19 protein-coding genes are annotated in these 24,638 nt (G+C 39.5%); 14 read left to right on the forward strand and 5 right to left on the reverse strand.

What is annotated here, in order from left to right:
- Nucleotides 1-2,418, forward strand: coding sequence for a GumC family protein (locus I6J02_RS08335; protein ID WP_201681265.1), 2,418 nt, complete (start codon nt 1-3; stop codon nt 2,416-2,418).
- 156 nt (nt 2,419-2,574) lie between these two features.
- Complete coding sequence (locus I6J02_RS08340; protein WP_236582364.1) at nt 2,575-3,171, forward strand: porin family protein; 597 nt, start codon at nt 2,575-2,577, stop codon at nt 3,169-3,171.
- A 45-nt stretch (nt 3,172-3,216) separates the two neighbouring features.
- Here the strand turns inward: I6J02_RS08340 and I6J02_RS08345 are convergent, their stop codons facing one another.
- Nucleotides 3,217-4,602 (reverse strand): nucleotide sugar dehydrogenase, encoded by a 1,386-nt coding sequence (locus tag I6J02_RS08345; protein ID WP_201681267.1) that lies wholly within the window; start codon nt 4,600-4,602, stop codon nt 3,217-3,219.
- 210 nt (nt 4,603-4,812) lie between these two features.
- Between I6J02_RS08345 and dnaG the strand changes: the two genes are divergently transcribed.
- The 3 genes from dnaG (at nt 4,813) to I6J02_RS08360 (ending at nt 8,440) form a co-directional block, all read left to right on the forward strand.
- Nucleotides 4,813-6,798 carry a DNA primase gene (gene dnaG / locus I6J02_RS08350; RefSeq protein WP_201681268.1) on the forward strand — a complete coding sequence of 662 codons (1,986 nt, stop codon included), beginning with the start codon at nt 4,813-4,815 and terminating at the stop codon, nt 6,796-6,798.
- 1 nt (nt 6,799) lies between these two features.
- Nucleotides 6,800-7,156 carry a YraN family protein gene (locus I6J02_RS08355; RefSeq protein WP_201681269.1) on the forward strand — a complete coding sequence of 119 codons (357 nt, stop codon included), beginning with the start codon at nt 6,800-6,802 and terminating at the stop codon, nt 7,154-7,156.
- A gap of 249 nt (nt 7,157-7,405) precedes the next feature.
- Nucleotides 7,406-8,440 carry a glutaminyl-peptide cyclotransferase gene (locus tag I6J02_RS08360; protein ID WP_201681270.1) on the forward strand — a complete coding sequence of 345 codons (1,035 nt, stop codon included), beginning with the start codon at nt 7,406-7,408 and terminating at the stop codon, nt 8,438-8,440.
- Nucleotides 8,441-8,503: 63 nt separating this feature from the next.
- Here the strand turns inward: I6J02_RS08360 and I6J02_RS08365 are convergent, their stop codons facing one another.
- The 3 genes from I6J02_RS08365 to def form a co-directional block, all read right to left on the reverse strand.
- Nucleotides 8,504-9,139 carry a response regulator transcription factor gene (locus I6J02_RS08365; protein ID WP_201681271.1) on the reverse strand — a complete coding sequence of 212 codons (636 nt, stop codon included), beginning with the start codon at nt 9,137-9,139 and terminating at the stop codon, nt 8,504-8,506.
- A complete protein-coding gene (locus I6J02_RS08370) occupies nt 9,132-11,075 on the reverse strand; it encodes an ATP-binding protein (protein WP_201681272.1) in 1,944 nt (647 codons plus the stop codon). The genes I6J02_RS08365 and I6J02_RS08370 overlap by 8 nt, the downstream gene beginning before the upstream one ends.
- A 466-nt stretch (nt 11,076-11,541) precedes the next feature.
- Entirely contained in the window at nt 11,542-12,765 is a 1,224-nt protein-coding gene (def, locus tag I6J02_RS08375; protein WP_201681273.1) for a peptide deformylase, read from the reverse strand.
- 176 nt (nt 12,766-12,941) lie between these two features.
- Here def and ruvX point away from each other — a divergent pair, with 176 nt between their 5' ends.
- The 3 genes from ruvX (at nt 12,942) to I6J02_RS08390 (ending at nt 15,475) form a co-directional block, all read left to right on the forward strand.
- Nucleotides 12,942-13,358: a Holliday junction resolvase RuvX gene (ruvX, locus tag I6J02_RS08380; RefSeq protein ID WP_201681274.1), complete on the forward strand. Its 417-nt coding sequence runs from the start codon at nt 12,942-12,944 to the stop codon at nt 13,356-13,358.
- A 19-nt stretch (nt 13,359-13,377) separates the two neighbouring features.
- Entirely contained in the window at nt 13,378-13,806 is a 429-nt protein-coding gene (gene ybeY, locus I6J02_RS08385) for an rRNA maturation RNase YbeY (RefSeq protein WP_201681275.1), read from the forward strand.
- Nucleotides 13,807-13,906: 100 nt separating this feature from the next.
- Nucleotides 13,907-15,475 carry a calcineurin-like phosphoesterase C-terminal domain-containing protein gene (locus I6J02_RS08390; RefSeq protein ID WP_201681276.1) on the forward strand — a complete coding sequence of 523 codons (1,569 nt, stop codon included), beginning with the start codon at nt 13,907-13,909 and terminating at the stop codon, nt 15,473-15,475.
- A 77-nt stretch (nt 15,476-15,552) separates the two neighbouring features.
- Here the strand turns inward: I6J02_RS08390 and I6J02_RS08395 are convergent, their stop codons facing one another.
- Nucleotides 15,553-15,972 (reverse strand): nucleoside-diphosphate kinase, encoded by a 420-nt coding sequence (locus tag I6J02_RS08395; protein ID WP_002997935.1) that lies wholly within the window; start codon nt 15,970-15,972, stop codon nt 15,553-15,555.
- 182 nt (nt 15,973-16,154) lie between these two features.
- On the opposite strand from I6J02_RS08395, the gene I6J02_RS08400 reads away from it, so the two are divergent.
- The 6 genes from I6J02_RS08400 (at nt 16,155) to I6J02_RS08425 (ending at nt 24,572) form a co-directional block, all read left to right on the forward strand.
- Complete coding sequence (locus I6J02_RS08400) at nt 16,155-17,003, forward strand: 4-hydroxy-3-methylbut-2-enyl diphosphate reductase (RefSeq protein WP_201681277.1); 849 nt, start codon at nt 16,155-16,157, stop codon at nt 17,001-17,003.
- Between the two features lie 74 nt (nt 17,004-17,077).
- Nucleotides 17,078-18,112, forward strand: a complete 1,035-nt coding sequence (gene hemH / locus I6J02_RS08405; protein ID WP_201681278.1) for a ferrochelatase — start codon at nt 17,078-17,080, stop codon at nt 18,110-18,112.
- An 11-nt stretch (nt 18,113-18,123) separates the two neighbouring features.
- Entirely contained in the window at nt 18,124-19,401 is a 1,278-nt protein-coding gene (locus tag I6J02_RS08410) for a metallophosphoesterase (protein ID WP_201681279.1), read from the forward strand.
- 142 nt (nt 19,402-19,543) lie between these two features.
- Nucleotides 19,544-20,602, forward strand: coding sequence for a UDP-glucose--hexose-1-phosphate uridylyltransferase (locus I6J02_RS08415; RefSeq protein WP_201681280.1), 1,059 nt, complete (start codon nt 19,544-19,546; stop codon nt 20,600-20,602).
- A gap of 1 nt (nt 20,603) precedes the next feature.
- Complete coding sequence (locus tag I6J02_RS08420; RefSeq protein ID WP_201681281.1) at nt 20,604-21,758, forward strand: galactokinase; 1,155 nt, start codon at nt 20,604-20,606, stop codon at nt 21,756-21,758.
- 300 nt (nt 21,759-22,058) lie between these two features.
- Entirely contained in the window at nt 22,059-24,572 is a 2,514-nt protein-coding gene (locus I6J02_RS08425; RefSeq protein WP_201681282.1) for a M14 metallopeptidase family protein, read from the forward strand.
- The last annotated feature ends 66 nt before the right edge of the window (nt 24,573-24,638 follow it).

Consider the following 24,638-nt stretch of genomic DNA (forward strand, 5'->3'; position numbering starts at 1 on the left):
ATGACTCCAAAACCCAACCATACCCTGCCTAATGCTTCTATGGAAAGCGAAGGAGAAGAATTGAATTTAAAAGCGTTATTCGAGCAATATTTGTTTTACTGGAAATGGTTTATTATTTCCATATTTGCAATACTTGCTTTAGCCTTCTTATATCTGCGCTATACACCTAAGCAATATGCAGTAGATGCAAAGATTCTGTTACCAGATGAAAAGAGTGCAAAGGGAGAATTGGCTGGACTATCTGATCTGGCTGAAATGGCCGGTTCGTCCGCTACATCCTCACAGGTAATGGACCAGATCGATGTCTTGAAGTCCCGAAGATTAGTAGGCAAAGTGGTGGATAAATTAAATTTATCTACAAATTATAGTGTTAAAGGACGTCTGACCTCTCAGGACATTACCGAACAGCAATCTCCCTTTAAATGGGTGCTCTTGAATCAATCTTCAGAATACAGAGATTCCGTTAATGGAAACTTCATTGTAGAAGTGTTGTCAAATACAAAATTTTCACTTAAGAATCTTAAAACAAAAGAAGTAGGAACTTTTGATTTTGGAAAAAAAATCAAAACCACAATTGGAGAAATTCTACTCATTCCAAATGGGAATCAATTAGAGCTAGCTAAGAGTTTCTCCTACGGAATTACTATTGTACCAAAAAAGAAAATGGTACTGGGTCTGATTAAGGGAATTAATATTACACCTAATCAGGAAAAGCAATCTAATATTATCAACTTTTCCATGACGGCTAATTCAAAAGAAAAAGCAGAACAGATTATAGATGAACTGATCAACCAATATAATACAGATCTGACAGAGGATAAACACAAATTGACCCGTGCTACCTCTAAATTTATAGGGGATCGTCTGGCTATTATTACTGGGGACCTAACAGGTGTAGATCGGGAGGCCGAAAAATTCAAAGAAGGAAATCGCCTGACAGATATAGAGGCTGAAGCAAGGTTATATTTGGAGACGGCCAGTGAATCGGATAAAAAGGTCATGGAGCAGCAAACGCAATTAGGCCTAGTCGATTTTATGAAAGAATCTATTCAGTCTAATAATACGGAATTGTTGCCTACTAATGTGGGATTACAGGATTTATCTATAGAGAAGACAATAGCAGAATATAATAAGATGGTATTGGAGCGAGATGACATGTTAAAGTCTTCAACTCCAGAAAACCCTGTAGTAAAAAATCTGAATGATAATATCCGCGTACTCAATAATAACCTGCTTCGCTCTTTAAATAATTACAGAACTTCCGTTCAGCTTTCACTTAATGCTGCAAAAGGCAAAAAATCAGAGTTGCAGGGTAAATTAAGTAATCTCCCTCAACAGGAAAGAGGCTACCGAGATATTTCCAGACAGCAACAGATTGTAGAATCGCTCTACCTCTTCTTGCTACAGAAAAGAGAAGAGAACGAGATCAAAGCTGCTGCTACTCCTGATAATCTGAAAATAATTGATAAAGCATTTGGTTCTGATATTCCTGTTGCGCCTAAAAAGAGTATTGTATTGCTTGGGGCACTGATATTAGGAGTATTAATTCCTTTTGGAGTGTTGTACATCAAATTTCTGATGGATAATAAGGTGCATTCCAGGAAAGATATTGAAGAAAAACTATCTGCTCCTATTCTGGGAGAAGTTCCGTCTGCTAAGGATCCTATTATCAAAGAGAATGACCGTAGTTCACTGGCAGAAGCATTCCGGATTTTACGAACAAACATTTCCTTTATGCTGGGAAATCGGAAAGGAAGCTCATCTGTTATGTTCATTACTTCCACTACGTCAGGAGAAGGTAAATCCTTTGTGTCGACCAACCTTGCCCGTATTCTGGCCATGTCTGGTAAGAGTGTGGTATTGATCGGAGCTGATATACGTAGTCCGAAGGTATTGGATTATTTAGGATTATCGCATCTTCAACATACTAATATCGGAATCACACAATTCCTGATTAATCCGGAAATGCCTATTGATAACATTATTATCAAAAAGCCCGGATCTTACGATTTTGATGTCATTTATTCCGGATATGTAGCTCCTAACCCTGCTGAATTACTGATGAACGGACATTTTAATGATGTGATCGAATATTGCAGAACACATTATGACTATGTGCTTGTAGATACAGCTCCCGTGAGTCTGGTAACAGATACACTACTGATCGCTGATAATGCCGATCTTACCATTTATGTAGCCCGGGCCAATTATCTGGATAAGCGCTTGCTGAATGTTCCAAAAGAGCTGTATGAGAAAGGCAAATTGAAAAATATGGCTGTAGTGATTAATGATGTGGATTTTGCCAGAGGTTACGGCTATGGCTATGGTTACGGCTACGGCTATGGAGATACAGGTGAAGTGTCTTTACGTAAGCGCTTAAAAAATCTGATCTTCGGAAAAGATAAGAACAGAATTTAATGAATTCTATTCTATAAAGGATGCTGAGAGCGGGACGTTAAAATTGACATTCCGCTCTTCTTTTTTGGTACAAGGTCTGGGTTTATCTTGTATATTTGAGAAACACTTATTTTATATTATATGAAAAGACTTTGCATAATATTAGCTTTTATCTGTATGAGTGTTGCGGTACATGCGCAATATAAATCGAAGATTGAATTCGGAGTCAAAGGTGGATTAGCCTTCCCTACTTTTCAATTTGCTGAGGGAGGAAATCCAAGGACATACCTGTCCGGTTTTGTCGGAGGATTTATAGACCTGCCTGTTGCACAATATTTTTCAATCCAGCCTGGAGTTTCACTTGTAGGTAAAGGTTATAATGATAAATTTTTCGAAAGTGAAACGAGTTATGGTAACCTGAAGACCAGACTTTGGGTAGTTGAAATCCCTCTTCATATCGTCGGTAAGATGTTGATCGGAAATGATCAGTTGCAATTTGGTGCCGGCCCTTATATTGGATTTAACCTTTCGGGAAAACAAAAGTTTGAAGGTCAGAGTGATGTTTACAAAAGCGGAACTATTGATTTTGAGTTCGATGGTAAAGATATGAAAAGACAGGATTATGGAATTAGCCTGATGGCTAATTATAAATTTGAAAACGGTTTACTGGTCAATATGGGTTATGGCCTGGGCTTATCTAATCTATATGGTAGTAACATTGACAATACAGCCAAAAACAGAGTATTATCACTTGGCGTAGGAATTCAATTATAAAAAACAACTGTCTCCTGTAGTCCAATAGAGCAGGAGACAGTTGTTTTATTCGCCGATTGCGTAGTATTTAAAATCTAATTCTTCAAGTTGTTTACGGTTCAGTAATTTTCGCCCGTCAAATACAAAAGCCGGTTTTTTCATTAGGGTCTTTATTTGCGCCCAATCATAGTTTTTGAATTCATCCCACTCCGTCAGGATAGCCACAGCGTGAGCTTTATCAGCGGCTTCCGTGGGGTTTTGCACAACCTTTACCAAACGTCTGTTTTCATCCGGGCTACGGGAGTTGAGGTAATCCAGATCGGCATATATTTTCTCTGCAGAAACCTTTGGATCATAGACGACTATTTCAGCCTCTTCATTTAAAAGGTAATCTGCCACATAGATCGCCGCCGATTCGCGGGTATCATTGGTGTCTTTTTTGAATGCCCAGCCATAAAATGCAATTTTCTTTCCGGATACGGTGTTGTAAAGCGTTTGGATAATATGATCTGCAAATCTTCGTTTCTGGTGATCATTCATCAGAATGACTTGCTCCCAATAATCAGCGACTTCATGTAAATTATAGCTTCTTGCAATATAAACCAGATTAAGGATGTCCTTTTGAAAACAAGAGCCTCCGAAACCTACTGAGGCTTTTAAGAATTTGGGCCCAATTCTGGAGTCCATGCCAATTGCTTTAGCGACCTCATCCACATTTGCCCCGGTTTTTTCACACAATTCTGAGATAGAATTAATGGAAGAAACACGTTGTGCCAGGAAAGCATTGGCTGTAAGTTTGGAAAGTTCAGAAGACCACAAATTAGTAGTTATAATCTTGCTGCGATCTACCCATGTGGCATAGATTTCAACCAAAGCTTCTATTGCCTCTTCACTCTCGCCACCTATTAATACACGATCCGGATGCAACAAATCCTGTACGGCAGTACCTTCAGCCAGAAACTCTGGATTAGACAGGATATGGAAGTTTACTCCGTTGCCAGTGTTGTCCAGTATGTTTTTTAAAGCAGCAGCAGTGCGTACAGGAAGGGTAGATTTTTCTACTACAATCTTATCTGCAGTGGCTACTTCCGCAATCTGACGAGCGCAAAGTTCGATATATTTAAGATCAGCAGCTTTTCCCTTACCTTTTCCATAGTTTTTGGTAGGGGTGTTGACCGAAATAAAGATCATGTCTGCTTCGTCTATAGCCTTGTTCACATCTGTTGAAAAGAAAAGATTACGTCCGCGGGCTTCTTCTACAATAGAAGCCAGTCCCGGTTCAAAAACAGGAAGATTATCCAGATCTACATCATTCCAGGCTTCAATACGATTACTGTTTACATCGACAACAGTAATTTGAATATCCGGACACTGTTTTGCAATAACGGACATCGTAGGACCTCCGACATAACCCGCTCCGATACAACATATTTTCTTAATTCTTCTTTTCATACTTATGAATTGTGATGCAAAAATAAGGAATAATAACGGCAAATCTACTGTGGGAAAGTCCCTTAAACGTAAGGTTTTTCTGTAATATATAGGCCTGAGCAGAATCTGTATATTTTGCTGGTCACGAAAGTATTTGCTACTTTGTTGCAAGTAATGATTTTGTCTACTCAATCCTATTGCCTAATTTTACTAACATAAAAGGAAGATGCTGTGATTAAAAAGGAAACGATAGATAAAGTGTTGGATACGGCCCGTATTGAAGAGGTCGTAGGAGATTTCGTAGACCTCAAAAAGCGGGGAACTTCTCTGATCGGAAATTGTCCTTTTCATAATGAGAAGACACCTTCTTTTCACGTATCAGTGGCTAAAGGTATTTATAAATGTTTTGGTTGCGGGGCAGGTGGTGATGCGCTGAAATTTGTGATGGATCTGGAGAAATATTCCTATCCGGAAGCTATCCGTTATCTTGCAAATAAATATCATATAGATGTAGAAGAACAGGAGCGTAGCCCGGCACAGATGGCAGCACAGGACAAACGTGAAAGTCTGTATGTACTGAGCCAATGGGCAGGGAAATTTTTCAAGGACAATATGTGGCAGACAGATATGGGGCAATCCATTGGTCTGGCTTATTTCAAAGAAAGAGGATACCGGGAAGATATTATAAAAAAGTTTGAACTCGGATATTCTCCGGATCAGTGGACCGCTCTTGTTGAAGCGGCCAAAACTGCAGGTTTTCAGGAAGAATATCTTAAAGAAATCGGACTCTCTATACAACGGGATGACGGCAGTATGTACGATCGTTTCCGGGGAAGGGTTATGTTTCCCATACAAAACCTTACAGGTCGAGTTATCGGCTTTGGTGGCCGGACCCTGAAAACTGAAAAAAGTGTTCCAAAGTATGTCAATTCTCCCGAAAGTGAAATCTATCATAAATCGGATGTACTTTACGGACTTAACTTTGCAAAGAAGGCAATAGTTGATGCGGATAACTGTTATCTGGTAGAGGGGTATGCAGATGTATTGTCTGTACATCAGGCAGGTGTGGAGAATGTTGTGTCCTCGTCCGGTACTTCACTGACATCCGGACAGATCCGGTTGATTTCCAGGTTTACAAAGAATGTTACCATCCTGTATGACGGTGATACGGCAGGAATAAAGGCATCACTGCGGGGAACAGATATGTTGCTGGAGGAAGGACTGAATGTAAAAATTCTTTTATTTCCGGACGGGAATGACCCTGATTCTTATGTGCAGAAATTCGGATCAGATGCCTTTAAGAAATATATAGCGGATCATCAGGAAGATTTTATTTTTTTTAAAACAAACATCCTCCTGAAAGATGCCGAAAATGATCCCATAAAGCGTGCTGATGTTATCCGGGACGTTGTAGAAAGTATTGCTTTGATACCGGATGAGATTAAGGTAGCTGTATTTATACGTCAGTGTAGCAACCTGCTGGATATAGAAGAGCGGGTATTGCTTTCTGAACTGAATAATATCCGGGTTAAAAAGGCAAAGGATGTTGATAAGAAAAATCAGCGTAACCCGCCCGCTTCTTCCTCCCCTTTTTCTCTGTCTGAGGGAGATGGGCCACCTGCGGATTTCTTTATGACGGATGAAGAACGTGGAGGTCCGGCTCCCGAACCCGAACATAAAATCACTCCTGAGATTCTTCAGGAACGTGAAATCATTCGCATACTGCTCAATTATGGAGATTATCTGGCGACCTGGGAAGGAGACGGAGATATTCCTATTGCACCATTATTACTGGGCAGTATCGATGATGTAGAATTCGAAGATAAGCCGAGTGCTTATATCCTTAGTGTATATAAAGAATACGCTGAAAGATTTGAAATACCTCAGGCTAAACAGTTTTTTTCACATGAAGACCGGCTGGTTTCCGATCTGGCCATAACCTGTGTTGCATCACCTTATAATCTAAGTCCTAACTGGAATGATGATAAGCGAAAGATATATGTCACACAGGAATATGAATTACTTAAAAACCTGGTGATACAGGCGATCTATCGCATCAAAAAGCGTAAAGTAGAATCCGAAATGCTCAGAATCCGGGAAGAGTTAAGGACAGAGCAGGAGCAGGCAAATCTGGAAATACTATTGAGTAAATATCAGAAACTGAAAGAGGCAGAACGCGTATTAGGAGATTTTCTGGGCAATACTATTGTGAAGTAATATGGCAAAACATCTGGAACAAGGTAAGAAGGGAGAGCAAATGGCATTGTCTCATCTGACTGCCTTGGGATACCAGATTTTAGCCCTTAACTGGAGGACAGGAAAACTGGAAGTCGATATATTGGCTTATGATGGTGATATTCTTGTTTTTGTAGAAGTGAAGACAAGAGCCTCAATTGCTCACGGTGAACCTGCTGAGTTTGTAGATATACATAAACAACGAAAACTGATTCGCGCAGCCCGGGCCTGTATAGAAGAGCGAGAGCATCTTGGAGATATACGCTTTGATATTGTGTCTGTTTATCTTGGCGATCCCCCGCGTATCAATTTGATAAAGGATGCGTTTTGGAGTGAATAATAAGTATTCTAATATACAATTTGTCCGGCTGATCAGCCAGACAAATTGCGGAGCAAATTTGGATCAGCATCTCCATATAACCTTGTCGATTGGTTAAAATATGTTATTGTGTTCCGGGAAACAAAAAAAATCCTTAAAATTGACAAATCGGAAGCGTATTTTAAGTCATATTGTTTCCGTAACTTTGAGTAAAGAGGATACATTTTCGGTATAGAAAGCCGTTGATTGTACTCATAATTGTAGGATTAAATGAAAAAAATTATTGGCGTTTTTGCCGTAGGAGCAATGTTGCTCAGCAGTTGTTTTACAAAAAAAGGAAAACTGGAGTTTGTATCTCCCGAATCCGGGAAAGTAGTTATTCTGGGACAAAAAGTGAATCTGAAGCTTAATTTTGCTTCTACGACTCTGGACTCTGTGGTCTATTCTGTAGACGGAAATGTAATTGGTCGCAAACAGGATACAAGCAGTTTAGTTGTTGACTCTCAGACCATCGGATTAGGAAACAAAAATCTGACCGCCAAAGTATATGCAGAAGGAAAAGAGGATATGGCGTATTCTAATGTCATAATTGTTCCGGAATCAGCAAAGCAGTATGGATTTGAAATTATTAATACATTTCCGCATGACACCTCCGCTTTTACTCAGGGCCTGGAATTTGCCGATGGCATTTTTTATGAATCTACAGGTCGGTATGGTCTTTCCTCATTAAGAAAAGTGGAAGTCAATACAGGGAAAGTACTGAAAAAACTGGATCTGGATTCTAAATATTTTGGAGAAGGGATGACGATATTCGGTAATAAAATAGTGTTACTGACATGGGAAAACAATATGGGGCTTATATTTGACAAAGCTACTTTCAATCAGACCGGAACTTTCAATTATGAGAACAGTAAGCAAGGTTGGGGGCTCACAAACGATGGTCAGCGCCTGATCAAATCTGACGGAAGTAACAAATTGTACTTCCTGAATGCAGAGACGTACAAAGAAGAAGGATCAATCGGTGTATACGATGAGAACGGAGCAGTAGAGCAACTGAATGAACTTGAATATATAGATGGAAAGGTATATGCTAATGTTTATCAAAAAGATATAATTGTTATTATCGATCCTAAAACCGGAGCCGTGACAGGACAAATAAATCTGGTAGGAATGTATACCAATCCTGAACGTCAATCTTTTGATAACGAATTAAATGGTATCGCTTATGATAAAGCAGGAAAACGTCTTTTCTTAACTGGTAAAAAGTGGAATCAGCTTTTTGAAATAAAATTAGTGGAAAGGTAGATTAGCAGCGATATTCAGTATAACAACAAAGGTCTCTTTTTAAAAGAGACCTTTGTTGTATTATTAAATCAGATTATGCTCCATGGCGGTCTTAATCAGAGCCGCCATATTCTTTGCTTTAAATTTGCTCATCATTCTTTTACGATGTGTTTCTATCGTCAGGGGACTCAGGAACAATTCATCAGCTATTGCTGTCGTCGTCTTTCCCAATGCAATATGTTGTAAAATTTCTTTTTCTCGTTTTGTGAGTTTGGGAAGTTCGATCAGATCATGGAGATGGGGTCTTGCTATAATCTCTTTTACATCAGAGCTGAAGGTTACTTTTCCACTGAGCGCTTCATGAAGTGCATTTTTCAGTTCATGCAGGTCAACATTTTTGAGAAGGTAGCCCACAGCTCCGTTTTCGAGCATCTGCAGAATAATACTTCTTTCAATATGATTGCTGATAGCAATTATTGCGGCATCCGGAGCCACTTTTTTGATTTGAAGGCATAAATCGATCCCGCTGATATCTGGTAAACTTATGTCTAAGAGCACAATATCTACAGACTCTGTTTTGACGAAAGTCAGAAAATCATAACCATGTGTGAAAGTGCCAACGATTGTATATTCCGGGTTGCTTTCAATCAATCTGCTTAAACCTTCTAAAACGATGAGATGGTCATCAACGATTGCTATCTTAATTGTTTTTTCAAACATATACTTCAATATTTACAGTGGTTCCTTCTCCTGTAGAAGATTCAATGTCAATATGACCATTCAAGAACCCCACTCTATTTCGAATATTAGTAAATCCCATGCCTTTGGCGTTATCAAGAGTTTCTGTTTCAAATCCTTTTCCATTATCTTCCACGGCAATAGAGAATATCTCACCTTCCTGACTGCACTGAACCAGAATTTCTGTTGCTTCCGAATGTTTGAGTGCATTATTCAGCAGTTCCTGTATAATGCGGTAGATATAAAGCTGTGTCTGCTCGGGTATATCTTTACGAATACCGTAGGCCTGATACGAAACTTTTATCTGTTCATGAGGTATGGTTTCACAGAGATCTTTGATGGCGACTTCAAGTCCGAATTTAATCAGATTGGCAGGCATCATATTGTGTGCTATATGGCGTAGTTCGGAGACGGAATTGTCGAGTTGTTTAATTACAGGAATAAGATCCGATACATAATCCTGATCTGTACTATCTGCTATTTTTCCGGACAAACTCATTTTTATACCGACCAGAGCACCGCCTAATCCATCGTGCAGATCTCTTGCCAACCGCTGTCGTTCTATTTCTTCTCCGGCCATAAGTGCTTTTCCATAACGGATTTTTTCTGTCAGCTGGAGATCTTTAAGTTGCTGTAGATGATTGTTTTCTTTTTCGATCAGAAGTTTTTTATTGTTTCTGTAATATAGAAAAGAAATACCAGCAACAATCAATAAGAGCAGACAAGTAATGAAGAGCGACCAACTGGTCAGCTTGCTGTTTTGAGAGGAAAGCTCTGCTTCCCGTTTTGCAGCTTTAAGTTCCCCTATCTGTTTCTCCTTCTCTACAGTTCTGAACTTCGTCTCCATTTCGTTTATTTTGATATTCGTCTCACTGTTATGAAGGCTGTCTTCAAAGAGATTATACTTTTTTAACCAATGAAATGCCTCTTCGGTGTTGTTTGTCAATTCGTTGATCCGTACCATCTGGTTGTAGATTTCCTTTTTCGAAGAAAGATCCTGCAGGATTACATTGTCGGGTTGACTTAAAGCGGTCAATATACGTTTAGCCTCCGAATATTTTTTTTGCCCGACCAATACTTCATACTTCCGAAAATTCAATGTTTCCCTGAGCTGGAACTGATTGTTTCTTTGTGAAATTTCAATTCCTTTTTCCAGATTTTTTAGTGCTTCACCAAAATTTTTGTTGTATAGATAATAGGAGCCTGCCTGATAATAATAGTAGGAGGCATTGACAGACTCAGGGTATATCTTTAACAATGAAGAGGCTTTGTCCAACAGTTTTTTTGCGTTTGAAAAATCCTTGAGCTGTATGTAATTTTCGGTACCGGTTAGATAAGACAAAAGTAAGGTAGGAGATTTTGGGTCTTTCTTCTCGAGAAGCTCAATCGCTTTCTTGTTATATGATGCCGATTTATCAAATTGTCTGCTGTACATCATTATAGCTCCAAGTTGAGCATAATAATGTGCCCTCTTTTCATAATCTTCAGTTTTATCGGCTAAGGGAATAGACTTATTTAGCAGGATATCTGTGACGAAAGCATCTCCCTTCTGTGCCCTGACCATAAGCGCATAATTATACCAGCATGCAGCACGGAGCAGATTTGCTTTCGGATGGCTGTAAGCCCCCATTATCTTTTCACTTTTTAAATAGGCACTGGCTGCCAAAGGTTTATTCCAGTTGTAATAATGCTGACCCAAATAGAAGTAATAGAGTCCTTCCAGATACCTGAATTTGCTGTCAAATTTTCCCTCTTTTGTGATTATTTGTTTCCCTTTTTCGAGCGCTTCTCTGCTTTGTATGGTGTCTTTAAATCTCCAGTAGTCGGATATAAAAAAGTAAGTATTAGCTTTTACACTATCCGATTTGGTATTTGCAATAACAGTCTGCATACTGTCCAGAAACTTTTTCTCATCCATATGAGATAATATCTGTTGGGCCCGGGCGGTAAACCAGCACATTAACATGAGTAAGAAGGTTAAAAATGTCCGGATATGCATAGGATTCAATGTTTTGATAGCAGAAGTATATATACCTCAGTTCCTAATGTATATATTTTTTAGAAAAATCGGAATTATTAGAGTCAAAATTACCTGTTTGCAGGTAAGAAATTTTACTGTTTTCAGGATCTACAACAGTATAGGAAAAAGGCGTTCCGGATAAATTGAACTGTGCTTTGGATAAAGTAACCCAAGCCTCAAACTCAGCAGAAAAGGCGGCAAGTGCTATCGGAAAAGTTAAAAATTCGGGAAATTCACTTCTTCAGAAATCAAATACTGAAACTCCCTGAGATCTCAACAAGACTACTATGTGATGCCACAGAAGTGTTGATGTTATTACAAACAGGCTATCCGAAAACTTTCCGGATAGCCTGTTTGCAGTGAATTAAGGGAGTATACTTTTTGGAGGAATGGAAAACTCAATTTTGTCCTGCAGAGAGACATGCGGAGTTTCGGCCTGCTCTTCTAACCGGTCTGTAAATAATATCCCATACAGATGATCGACTTCATGTTGAAAAATGACAGCCGTAAACCCTTCGATATTTTCTTCAATAATATCACCATTTTTATTTACGTATTGCAGGCGGATAGCATAGCTGCGTAATACATCCTCTTTTCTGAATGGGATGGATAGACAACCTTCCGCTCCTTTACGTGTAAGTTTGGATCGCCAGATAATCTTCGGATTCACATAGAATTCAAAAGGAGTATCTTTTTTGTCAAATCGCTGTACCCAGATTGCATTTTTATTGATCCCCACCTGTGGAGCAGCAATTCCTACACCCGAATGATCCGGATCATTGACAGTCGCATACATACGTTGGGATAGTAAATCTAATAAAGGATCATCATACTTGATGTCTTGAGAAGGAGCCTTTAAGATCTCCAGGTCATTCGGCTCCGTCACTTGCAATACATACATGATTTGTGAGGCAGTACCTGTATTTATTTTCTTTTTCTCAGCTTCAGTGAAGCCTTTTGCTGCGTTTTTGTTCACAGGTCTTTCATTTTTTGGTCCAAGATATTTCTTTTCACCGGCTTCTACTGCCAGTTGTAAATGGTTTTCTGCAGGAGGTTGGGGACATCTGTATCCGTTACTATACGCACAATACGGATTATATGCTTTATTGAAATCGATTTCTACACTCTTGTTTTTAATATCTTTACTGTCCAGATCGATATACCGGCCTCCTTCATATGTCTGATTACCATTTGTCTGATCTAAAAATGGTAAAAATAAATGATCTTTATAAGCAGGATTTTGAAATAAAGCAGCACTTTGGTAAGCGGTAAGGGTTACTTTCCCGCCTTTAAGTGTAAAATGAAGCAATGCATATCTCTTATACTCGTTACTGGTGCCATCGTAGGTCGGCATACGAAAAGTAGGTTCATTGAATAGAATTTCCACAGTAGCAGTGACTTTATATTGCTGATCGGGTTCAAAATAACGCAGATGAGCAATATCCTGCGGACGAAGCGGGCCAAATTGTTCTTTCGCCAATGCTGTCTGCTGATCTGCTCTGAATTTACTGATCGTAGAACTGTAGGTCTGACCCAATGCCATCACACTTATCCAGCATAACAGAGCAGTCACAAATGTTAATTTCATATATGCAATTTGTTTTTTTAAGAGCCAAATGGAATATCCCGTCTGTATTTATTGTACTATCCGGATATTTCATTTGGATTGTTTTATTATAGTCTAGCAAAATTATAGATTTTCTCTTGCATAGACATTAATCTTTTTGTCATTTTGGAATAGTATTTTTGTAAAAACGAACAGATATGCGGTTAATGGCATTTGATTACGGGACGAAACGAATAGGAATTGCTGTGACGGATCCTTTGCAGATTGTGGCAAATGCACTCACAACTGTGCATCCTAATGAAATTTTTGACTTCCTGAAGAATTACCTGCAAACAGAAGAGGTAGAAACTTTTGTGGTAGGTAAACCAAGACAAATGGACGGCTCAGACTCGGAGTCAGCCTCCCACGTAGTCGGTTTTATCCGCTTACTGAAAAGGCAATTTCCCACTATTCCGGTTGCTGAGGTGGATGAACGCTTTACCTCAAAAATGGCTTCTGCCGTGATTGCTCAGAGTGGTATGAAAAAGGGAAAACGTCAGCAGAAAGGATTGGTAGATACGATATCCGCAACCATAATACTGCAGTCCTACATGGATAGCAGAAGCTTTTTATAAGATTAAAAAATAGGACAACATGAAGAATATTAATTTCTTTGCAGAAGATACTGATTTCAAACCAAAGGAAAAACAAAAAATCCGTCAATGGATTGCAGATACGATTAAGTCAGAAGGCTTTAAGCGTATAGGAGAATTGAATTTTATCTTTTCTTCAGATGCATATCTGTTAGAGATCAATAAACAATATCTCAATCACGATACCTTTACAGATATTGTCACTTTTGATAGTTCAGAGGAAGAAGATACGATAGCCGGCGATATTTTTATCAGTATCGAACGGATTCAGGATAATGCAGAAAAATTTAAAGTTGCAGAGCGGGACGAATTACATCGTGTGGTGATACACGGCGTATTGCACCTCTGTGGTTATCATGACAAGAAGCCGGAAGATAAAAAGCGTATGACTGAAAAGGAGGATGAATATCTGTCAAAAAGGACTTTTTAAAAGCTTTTTCTATAGTGTCTTTCTTCACATTTTCTTAACAATGTGCTGATTTTGGGTTTATGCAGCAAATGTATTTTTGCGGAAACGCAAAATAGCTACTATGAAGAAAATTTCGACATTTTTAACTTTTTTATCTATACTCTCAACCCTGCATGCACAGGATGTAGTGAGAGGGACTGTATTTGCTGATGCCAATAAAAATGGTGTGCGTGAGCAGAAAGAAGCTGGCATACCCAATGTGTCTGTCAGTAACGGTGTTCAGGTTGTAAAGACCGATGCTAAGGGTAAGTATGAACTTCCATTGGGTAAGGATAATATTATTTTTGTTATCAAACCTACAGATTACAGTATCCCGGTTAATGCTAACAATCACCCTCAGTTTTATTACATACACAAACCAGAAGGAAGTCCGGCCAGTAAATATGCAGGTGTAGCTGCTACGGGAAAATTAACAAAACCTGTAGATTTTGCGTTAATCCCGGCAAAAGAAGATCCGAATTTTTCTGCTTTTGTTTTTGGAGATCCGCAAGCTTATACATTGGATGAACTGGAGTTTTTCAAAAAAGGTGTAATTGATCAGATTGGCGATAAGCAAATTGCAAAATTCGGTATCAGTCTGGGTGATTTAGTCGGCGATGATCTGAGTTTGCATCCGGCATATCAGACAACAATTGCCAAAATGGGATTGCCCTGGTTTCAGGTCATGGGTAACCATGATATGAATTATGACGCTACTACTGATTCTCTTTCTGACGAATCATTTGAAGCGACTTTTGGCCCTAATAATTATTCCTTCAATTATGGTAATGCTCATTTTATAGTACTGGATGACATCTTGTATCCCCACCCTACAAAAGGAAAAGGTTATCTGGGCGGATTCCGGAAAGAACAACTGGACTTTGTAGAAAATGATCTCAAGTTAGTACCCAAAGACAGACTTATCGTACTGGCATTTCATATTCCATTATTACTGGAGCACGATGATGTATTTCGTGTAGCAGATCGTCAACGATTATTCGATCTGTTGGCTGATTTCCCACATACGCTTTCGTTGTCTGCGCATACCCATTTCCAGACTCAAAATTTCTATGATCAAAAGGACGGATGGAAGCAGTCTAAGTCTCATCATGAATATAATGTAGGAACAACATCCGGCGATTGGTATTCCGGAATTAAAAATGAACTTGGGGTGCCGGTATCTACTATGCGTGATGGAACACCAAAGGGATATGCTGTATTGAATATCAAAGGCAACCAATATACATTTGATTATAAAGTAGCAGGCAAGGATCCGCAATATCAGATCGCTATCTACGGGCCTGAAATTGTTGCGCAGAAATACTCCGGACGTTACCCAATTTATGCTAATTTTTTTATTGGTCGTAAAGGGGATAATGTACAGTATCGTATTGATGACGGTACATGGAAAGCAATGGATTATGCTGAGGAAGCAGATCCGGCTTATGTGTATGCCGTCAACAGCTATGATCTGGCAAAAGAATTATTGGACGGAAGAAGACCTTCTGACGGTATCTCTTCTACACACTTGTGGAAAATGAAACTACCAAAGCTAAAGGCCGGAAATCACAAAATTGAAATTCAGGCTGTAGATATGTTTGGAAGAACGCATACAGGAGTAAAAGAAATAAAAGTAGAGGCTTCTAAATAGATTAGCCACTTATTTCTAATAAAAAAATCCTTCCCGATTCCGGGAAGGATTTTTTTATTTTCTTTTCAGTCTGCAGACTAGAATCTTTCGAATTGAGAAAAGAAGAAGTTTCCTTCAATTTCAGCATTTTCATCAGAATCAGATCCGTGGATTGCATTTGCATCAATAGATTTTGCGTATTTGTTACGGATTGTTCCTTCAGCTGCCTGAGCCGGATTGGTTGCACCGATAAGTGTACGGAAATCTTCAACAGCATTGTCTTTTTCCAGGATAGCTGCAACGATTGGTCCCGAAGTCATGAAGCTTACCAAATCACCATAAAAAGGACGTTCTTTGTGTACTGCATAAAAATTTCCTGCAGATTCATTAGTCAATTGAATGTATTTCAATGCTACGATTTTGAAACCGCCTGAAATGATGTCGTTTAAGATCGCGCCGATGTGACCATTTGCTACTGCATCTGGTTTGATCATCGTAAAAGTTCTGTTAGTTGCCATTACAATATTAAAATTTTTGCAAAGGTATGAAATTTAGCAACTAAAAGGTGAAATGTAAGTTCGAAAATAAAAAATGAGAATATCAGGTAATAAGCAGAACATAAGTCTTGTACAAAGTTTTCCAAATGTAAATTATCATATCCGGCATATCAGATATGATATGTAATGCTTAGTTTTGTATTATGAGTAAAAATCTGACTGTAACAATAGATAAAGATTCCGGATTCTGTTTCGGTGTAGTGTATGCTATAGATATGGCCGAAGAGATTCTGGAAGAGGATGGTTATTTATATTGTCTTGGAGATATTGTACATAATGATGAAGAGGTTGCAAGACTGAAAGCAAAAGGTTTACGTATTATTAATCATGAAGATCTGCCTGCTCTTCAACATGAAAAAGTGTTGATACGTGCACATGGTGAAGCTCCGGAAACCTACAAAATTGCACTCAAAAATAATATTACACTTATTGATGCCTCCTGCCCGGTAGTGCTTAAATTGCAGAACAGAATCAAAACCTCTCATGATGATGAGGAGAAGATTTTGATTTTTGGAAAACACGGCCATGCAGAGGTTATTGGTCTTCAGGGACAGACAAATGATGAAGCATTGGTTTTTCAGGATATCACCGAATTAGACAATGTGGATTTACCTGCCAGTTTTACCCTATATAGTCAGACAACCAAATCCGTTGATAAGTTTTACGAAATTAAAGAGGAACTGATCAAACGTGGATATGATGTCAAAGCTAACGATACGATCTGCCGTCAGGTGTCAAACAGATACGAAGATCTGGGAGACTTTGCTCGCCAATATGACAAAATCGTGTTTGTGTCCGGAAAAAAATCATCTAATGGAAAAGTTCTGTTTGATGTTTGTCAGAAGGCAAATCCCAATAGCTATTTTATCTCCGGTACAGATGAGATTGATAGCAGTGTCTTTAGTGAAAATGACAGTGTCGGTATCTGTGGAGCGACTTCTACACCGATGTGGTTAATGAAAGATGTACAGAAAGCGATAGAAGCGCTGTAGTGTCCCGTCATGAAAGTTTCATATTCTCCTTATAAAGGCGGCTCAACCTTTATTTATCCTTATTTTTGTTGGCTATGACTAAAAAAGCAACCAAAGGCATTCTGCTGGTTCAACTTGGAACTCCTGATTCTCCTAGTACTCCGGATGTTCGTAAGTATCTGACCGAATTTCTGATGGATGGTCGCGTAATTGATATTCCTTATTTCAACCGCATGTTACTGGTGAAAGGAATCATTGCACCTACACGTGCTCCCAAATCCGCAAAAGTATATAAGACAATATGGGATAAGGAAACAGGGTCTCCACTCATGTATTACAGTGTACTGCAGGCAGAAATGCTGCAGGAACAGTTAGGACAAGAGTATCATGTAGAATTGGCGATGCGTTATCAGAACCCATCTATTGAACAGGCGCTCAAAAAGATGGAAGGTATGTTTTTAGAGTCTATCAGGGTTATTCCATTATTCCCTCAATATGCATCTGCGACTACCGGATCTGTTATTGACAGGGTCATGGAGTTAATGCGCAAGTGGCAATACTTTCCTGAAGTAAGTTTCGTTAGTAATTATTGTGATGATCCGTTAATGATCGATGTGTTTGCAGATCATGCTAAAGCATTGGATTTGTCTCAGTACGATCATTTCCTGTTCAGTTATCACGGGCTTCCTGTACGTCAGTTAGGAAAAGTGGATCCTACAGGTACATTAAACTGCCCGGATACAGGTTGTGACTCATGTAAAGCCGAGGTTAATCCGTATTGTTATCTGTCGCAGTGTTATGCTACTTCCAGAGCCATCATACATAAACTTGGATTACAGGAGGGAAGTTATACAATTTGTTTTCAGTCACGTCTTGGTAAGACCCCCTGGATACAGCCCTATACTTCAGATGCCTTGCAGCGTCTGGCTAAAGAGGGTGTAAAAAAACTGCTGGTATTCAGCCCGGCTTTTGTGGCGGATTGTATTGAAACACTCGATGAAATTCAGGTAGAATATGCGCACGAATTTAAGGCTGCGGGAGGTGAGGAAGTTCATCTGGTTGAAAGTCTGAATGATGATCCCAAATGGATAGAAGCGTTAAAAAATTTGGCGCTCAATAACAAAAATTAAAGCAATAGACGATGTTGATTATTAATGCTGTCATACTTTTTATATTAGATTTTTATATTTTTTTCGCACTACGGGCTACTAAAATTAAACTGGTACATAAGAAATGGTTCGGTTATGCCTGGTGGGCTTATTCCATCTTGCTTTTGACCGGAGTATTTATCGGTATGAAGTATAATATTCCACTTACTTACCGCTCGATTATACTGGTCGCATTTTTTCTGACCGCTACCTGCAAATTCTTCTTTTTTCTGGTTATTCTGATCGATGATATCCGGAGAGGAGGTGTATGGATTTCAAGATTACTGAGACCTGCGCGTAAGAAAGAGCAACTGGAAGATCGAATCAAGGAATTAGAAAAGCCTTTACCGGAGACGCCTAAAAAAGGAATTTCAAGATCTGAATTTTTAATGAAATCCGGTATTGTTATCGCTTCGTTGCCTATCCTGCCTTTAGGATGGGGGATCGTTTCCGGTGCATACGACTATCGTATCCGGAGAAAAAAGCTCTATCTGCCCAATTTGCCGGCTTCCTTTCATGGAATGCGTATCGCACAGATTTCAGATGTACATTCCGGGAGTTTTTATAATAAAAAGGCTGTGACCGGTGGTATCGATATGTTATTGGGTGAGAAGCCTGATGCCATCTTTTTTACTGGTGATCTGGTTAATAATGTGGCTTCTGAAATGCGGGATTATCAGGATATCTTCACCCGCGTGAAAGCTGATCTGGGTGTGTTTTCCACATTAGGGAACCACGATTACGGAGATTATTATTACGGAAAGGAAGATTCTCCTGCCAAGAGAAAAAATCTGCAGGATGTAATCGATACGCACAAAGTAATGGGTTGGGATCTTCTGATGGATGAAAACAGAACATTAAAGGTTGGTAACGAGGAGATTGCTATAGTAGGTGTTCAAAACTGGGGAACAGGCAGATTCCCTAAAAAGGGAGATCTCAAAAAAGCGCTTATGGGTACTGAAGAACAACCTGTTAAGTTACTTCTTTCTCATGATCCTTCTCACTGGCGCGCAGAAGTGCTGGATACAGATGTAGATGTTATGTTTGCAGGTCATACACATGGTATGCAATTTGGTGTGCGCACTGAAAACTTTCAGTGGAGCCCGGTCAAATATATTTATAAGGAATGGGCGGGGCTTTACAGGGAAAAGCAAAACAAACAACTCTATGTCAACGTTGGCTATGGCTTCCTTGGCTATCCCGGACGTGTGGGTATACTACCCGAAATTACCATTTTTGAATTGATCAAAGGAACAAAGCCGGTCGTTTAAGGATTTTTCAAGACAGTTTTTCCCTGAACTGATTTAATGACTGATTGTTATTTTTTTTTAATAATTTATAGTAACTTACCTGCTTTATAAATTTAACTTTACATATTGATGTAATGCTCAAATTATAAAGTAATTGTAAGTAATGAATAACCTGAACCTATCCTTTGCAGATATTCCGCACAGCAGAACCAATATGCTGACAGGAGAGAAAGTTTTGATTTCCCCTCATCGCAGTAAACGTCCGTGGCAGGGACAGGTCGAAGATTTGCCAGCTGACAACAGACCTGCTTATGATCCAAAATGTTATCTGTGTCCGGGCAATGTACGTGCAGATGGAGCGATAAATCCACCTTATAAAGAAAGCTTTGTCTTTGTTAATGATTTTTCTGCCTTACTGCCGGATACGATAGCGGGAACGGAAGACGAAGATGGACTATTAGTCGCTGAAACAGAAAGAGGGATCTGTAAAGTGATCAGTTTTAGCCCCCGGCATGATCTTACATTACCAGAAATGGATGTATCATCAATTAAGGCTGTGGTAGATGTATGGCAAGGCGAATTTAATACTTTATCTCAAGAAGAATGGATCAGGTACATCCAGATATTTGAAAACAAAGGAGCCATTATGGGCTGCAGCAATCCACATCCGCATGGACAGATATGGGCACAGGGAAGTCTTCCCGTTGAAATCCAAAAGGAAACAGAACAACAGCGCCTGTATTTTGAGAAAAACGGAGTATCATTGCTCGAAAACTATCTGAAACTGGAGCTTCGGAAGAGAGAACGTATTCTCATCAACAATCAACATTTCGTAGCGTTGGTGCCTTACTGGGCAAGCTGGCCATATGAAACCATGATTATTAGTAAAAGACACATTCAGTCTGTTGCAGATTTTACTGAAGAAGAAAAGCTGGATTTGGCTGCAACGCTGCAAGAGCTCACGATCCGGTATGATAACCTGTTCAAAACATCATTTCCTTATTCAGCAGGAATGCATCAGGCTCCTGTCAATAGTGGAGATCATCCGGAATGGCATTGGCATATGCATTTCTATCCTCCGTTATTACGCTCCGCAACAGTCAAAAAATTTATGGTTGGATATGAACTGCTCGCCAATCCTCAGCGTGATATCACTCCGGAATATGCAGCAGAAAAGTTAAGAGAATTATCAGGCATCCATTATAAACAACAAAGTAACTAAGATGAATATCCAGAATATCCAAGATAGTTTTTATAATCATTTTCAGCATCCCAGTTCTATTGTCGTTAAATCTCCGGGACGCATTAATATTATTGGAGAACATACCGATTATAATGATGGTTTTGTGCTGCCTGCAGCGATCAATAAAGCTGTGTATGTAGCCGTCTCACCGAGAGAGGATAATGAAATTCATCTTTACGCTGCAGATTTCAGGGAGTTGTTTCAGATATCTGTAACAGATATGCAGCCTGCTGAAAAGGAATGGCCAAACTATATTTTGGGCGTAGTAGATCAACTTCAGAAACGGGGATTACATGTCGGAGGCTTCAATTTATTCATTGACGGAGATGTCCCTGCAGGAGCAGGCCTTTCTTCTTCAGCAGCCGTAGAATGCGCCACGGCTTTTGCTTTAAATGAATTGTTTTCACTGGATCTTTCGCGGATAGATATCGCCAGAATAGGGCAACTTGCTGAGCATACATATGTTGGTGTAAAATGTGGGATCATGGATCAGTTCGCTTCTGTTCTCAGCGAGAAAGATCAGGTGTTCAGACTGGATTGTCGCTCTTTGACATATGAATATTTTCCGCTGGAGCTGGGTGACTATATGATTTTGTTATTGAATACGAATGTCAAACATTCGCTGGGAGACTCTCAGTACAACAAACGTCGTGAAAAATGTGAGCTGGGAGTTTCCTGGATCCGTGAAAAATATCCGGAAGTAAAAAGCCTCCGGGATGTTACGGTAGAGATGTTGGATGAGGTGGTGAAGAACAGAGATGAAGATGTGTATATCAAATGCAGATACGTTATAGAAGAAAACCTCCGGGTTGTGGCAGCCTGTCAGGCGATGGAAAAGGGGGATCTGGTTTCTTTAGGGCAGCATATCTATGCTTCACATGAAGGGCTTAGTAAAGCATATCAGGTGAGTTGTGAAGAACTGGACTTTCTGGTAGATGCCTCCCGTGTATATCCTGAAGTATTAGGCGCACGAATGATGGGTGGAGGTTTCGGCGGATGTACTATCAATTTAATAAAAAAGGACTTTTCAGATCAATTTATAAAAGAAATCAGTGAATCTTATCAACAGCAGTTCGGCGTATCGCTTACGCCATACATTGTAGAAACTGCAGATGGCACAACACGTATCGCTTAAAATAGTAAAATGTAAGATTTTGAGGCATTTCATATTCATGAAATGCCTTTTTTGTTATACTATTACTCTTATAATTTGGTTAAGTAAAATAAAATGCCAATTTTAGTTAAAAGAATATTCTTGTATCCTAAATTGATCAATCTATTAAGATGAAACCATGTTGATTTTTTATTTACGAAAGTGAGACGCATAAAATAACGTGTGAGTTGTCAGAAAAAAAGCTCATTTAATTCAATTAAAAATCAAACATCTGCCTCGTGCAGGCATGGCTTTATCACCTGCAAAACAAATTATATACAAATGAAAATAAGACTCCTTTTTTTCTTGCTGTTATGTACAGTTACCGGATGGGCACAGCTTAAATCTCCTTCTGAATTTTTGGGATATCCTGTAGGAACCAAACTGACGCCACACTGGAAGCTAATCAGTTATTATAAGCATGTGGCTGAACAGAGTCCTAAAACTGTTCGCATGCAACAATACGGCACGACAAATGAAGGCCGTCCTCTATATGTTGCCTTTATTTCATCAGAATCGAATATAAATCGTCTGGAAGAGATCCGTCAGAATAACCTGCGGCTGGCACATTCTTTAAATGATGGAAAACAGGCGGATGAACAAACTCCTCCGATTATCTGGATGAGTAATAATGTTCACGGTAACGAATCATCATCTGCTGAAGCATCTATGCTGACACTCTATGATCTGGTTAATCCGGCGAATCAAAAGGCTAAGCAATGGTTGGATAAGACAGTGATCGTTATTGATCCTTGTCTCAATCCTGACGGGACTGACCGTTATGTCAATTGGTATAATAGTGTTGTAGGTGATCAGCTGAATGCCAGACGAGACGCCCGTGAGCATCATGAGCCCTGGCCGGGAGGTCGGCCAAATCATTATTATTTTGACCTGAACAGAGACTGGGCCTGGCAGACGCAGGTGGAAAGCCAGCAAAGGGTTGCTTTTTACAATAAGTGGTTGCCACAGGTACACGTTGATTTTCACGAACAAGGAATTAATAATCCATACTTCTTTCCTCCTGCAGCAGAGCCCCTACATGAGGTAATCACACCATGGCAGCGAGCTTTTCAGGAAACAATTGGACGGTTCAATGCCCGTTATTTTGATGAGAAAGGATGGCTGTATTTTACAAAGGAAAGATTTGATCTGTTCTATCCTTCTTATGGAGATACGTATCCGACGTATTCAGGTTCTATTGGTATGACTTACGAACAGGCAGGCAACGGTTCAGCAGGTTTGGGTGTGATTACGGATGAGCTGGATACCCTGACACTGGTAGATCGTGCCATACATCACCATGCTTCCGGAATTAATATTGTGCAGGTTTCTGCTGAGAATGCACCTAAACTGATCAAAGAGTTTAGAGATTTTTATAATCAGGCTGTAAGTGGGAAACTCTCTTCTTATCAGTCATATGTCATTAAGTATGAAGATAAATATGTTGCAAAGCTGAATGCTCTGCGTACCTTCCTGAAGAATAACGATATTCAGACTTATACTGGAAAAGGAAGTTTTAAAGGATATAATTATACTACAGCAAAAGAGGAAAGCGCTGTATGCGCAGAAAAGGATCTGGTGATCCCTGCGAATCAACCCAAGGCGGCTCTGATCCGGGTACTGTTTGAGCCTCACGCAAAATTGAATGATTCAGTCACCTACGATATCACTGCATGGGCAATGCCATATGTATATGGATTGGAAGCATATGCTTCCAAATCTGCTATTGCGCTCGGGAAGTCTTATGAGAGCGATAGTATTCGCAACCAGTTATCGGCAACAATGGGTTATGCAATAAAATGGAATGGCTTTGCCGTCGCACAGATTACTTCCGAACTGTTGAAGAAAGGTTATACTATCAAATATTCCGAAGAACCCTTTACCATTGGCACTGAAGTCTTTCCTTCCGGATCCGTTGTGATTCTCAAGAAAGGAAATGAGAAATTCGCAAATACCATTGCGGGTGAACTAACTGCTTTGGGAGATCGTTATCAGATCCGTATTCATAGTCTGCAATCCAGTTATGTAGATAAAGGACGTGATTTCGGTAGCCCTTCGGTTGTGAAGATCAAAGCTCCAAAGGTCGCAATGTTTACGGGAGAGGGGACCTCATCCATTAATAGTGGGGAAATCTGGCATTATTTCGACCGGCAATTAAAGTATCCGATTACATTGATCAATGTCGGAGATTATGACCGTACCGACTGGTCGAAAGTCGATGTGTTGATACTTCCTTCCGGAAAATATCCATTCCTGAAAGATAAATCACAATCCGAGCAGTTTACAAAGTGGATTCAGGCCGGAGGTAAAGTAATCGCTATGCAGACAGCGGTTGATCAGCTTAGCAGCCAATCATGGAGTTCGATGAAATTAGTGAAGAAGGATACTATACTGCCAACGACATCCAAAACGACGGTTAAATACGGCGACAGGGAGCGAAATGCACTGACCAACTATACTGCTGGTGCTATCTTCAAATTGACGATTGATCCTACTCATCCGCTAATGTTTGGGTATGAGAGCTATTATACCTTAAAACAAGACGATAAAATCTATCAGTTTGCTGGAAATGATAAAGGATGGAATGTAGGATATATTGGAGAAAATGCCAGAACAAGTGGTTTTGTGGGGGATAAACTGCAAAAATACCTCAAAAATGGGGTTGTATTTGCAGTGCAATCCGTCGGAAAAGGATCAGTAACTTACCTGACAGATGATATTATCTTCAGGAATTTCTGGGAGAACGGTAAACTGATGATGGCTAATGCGACATTCTTTGTCGGTAATGCGCAGTAAAAGTCAGGATTATGGATCTTGGTTGTTCCTTCTTTAATATAATTAAGCGTTTGCTGTATAATGAAA

The organism is Sphingobacterium spiritivorum (assembly GCF_016725325.1).
In the GTDB taxonomy this organism is placed as follows: Bacteria; Bacteroidota; Bacteroidia; order Sphingobacteriales; family Sphingobacteriaceae; genus Sphingobacterium.

Bases quoted from the DNA above. Each gene is read 5' to 3' on its own strand.
- I6J02_RS08335 (WP_201681265.1), top strand. From the start codon at position 1: ATGACTCCAAAACCCAACCATACCCTGCCTAATGCTTCTATGGAAAGC.
- I6J02_RS08340 (WP_236582364.1), top strand. From the start codon at position 2,575: ATGAGTGTTGCGGTACATGCGCAATATAAATCGAAGATTGAATTCGGA.
- I6J02_RS08345 (WP_201681267.1), bottom strand. From the start codon at position 4,602: ATGAAAAGAAGAATTAAGAAAATATGTTGTATCGGAGCGGGTTATGTC.
- I6J02_RS08355 (WP_201681269.1), top strand. From the start codon at position 6,800: ATGGCAAAACATCTGGAACAAGGTAAGAAGGGAGAGCAAATGGCATTG.
- I6J02_RS08360 (WP_201681270.1), top strand. From the start codon at position 7,406: ATGAAAAAAATTATTGGCGTTTTTGCCGTAGGAGCAATGTTGCTCAGC.
- I6J02_RS08365 (WP_201681271.1), bottom strand. From the start codon at position 9,139: ATGTTTGAAAAAACAATTAAGATAGCAATCGTTGATGACCATCTCATC.
- I6J02_RS08370 (WP_201681272.1), bottom strand. From the start codon at position 11,075: ATGGATGAGAAAAAGTTTCTGGACAGTATGCAGACTGTTATTGCAAAT.
- def (WP_201681273.1), bottom strand. From the start codon at position 12,765: ATGAAATTAACATTTGTGACTGCTCTGTTATGCTGGATAAGTGTGATG.
- ruvX (WP_201681274.1), top strand. From the start codon at position 12,942: ATGCGGTTAATGGCATTTGATTACGGGACGAAACGAATAGGAATTGCT.
- ybeY (WP_201681275.1), top strand. From the start codon at position 13,378: ATGAAGAATATTAATTTCTTTGCAGAAGATACTGATTTCAAACCAAAG.
- I6J02_RS08390 (WP_201681276.1), top strand. From the start codon at position 13,907: ATGAAGAAAATTTCGACATTTTTAACTTTTTTATCTATACTCTCAACC.
- I6J02_RS08395 (WP_002997935.1), bottom strand. From the start codon at position 15,972: ATGGCAACTAACAGAACTTTTACGATGATCAAACCAGATGCAGTAGCA.
- I6J02_RS08400 (WP_201681277.1), top strand. From the start codon at position 16,155: ATGAGTAAAAATCTGACTGTAACAATAGATAAAGATTCCGGATTCTGT.
- hemH (WP_201681278.1), top strand. From the start codon at position 17,078: ATGACTAAAAAAGCAACCAAAGGCATTCTGCTGGTTCAACTTGGAACT.
- I6J02_RS08410 (WP_201681279.1), top strand. From the start codon at position 18,124: ATGTTGATTATTAATGCTGTCATACTTTTTATATTAGATTTTTATATT.
- I6J02_RS08415 (WP_201681280.1), top strand. From the start codon at position 19,544: ATGAATAACCTGAACCTATCCTTTGCAGATATTCCGCACAGCAGAACC.
- I6J02_RS08420 (WP_201681281.1), top strand. From the start codon at position 20,604: ATGAATATCCAGAATATCCAAGATAGTTTTTATAATCATTTTCAGCAT.
- I6J02_RS08425 (WP_201681282.1), top strand. From the start codon at position 22,059: ATGAAAATAAGACTCCTTTTTTTCTTGCTGTTATGTACAGTTACCGGA.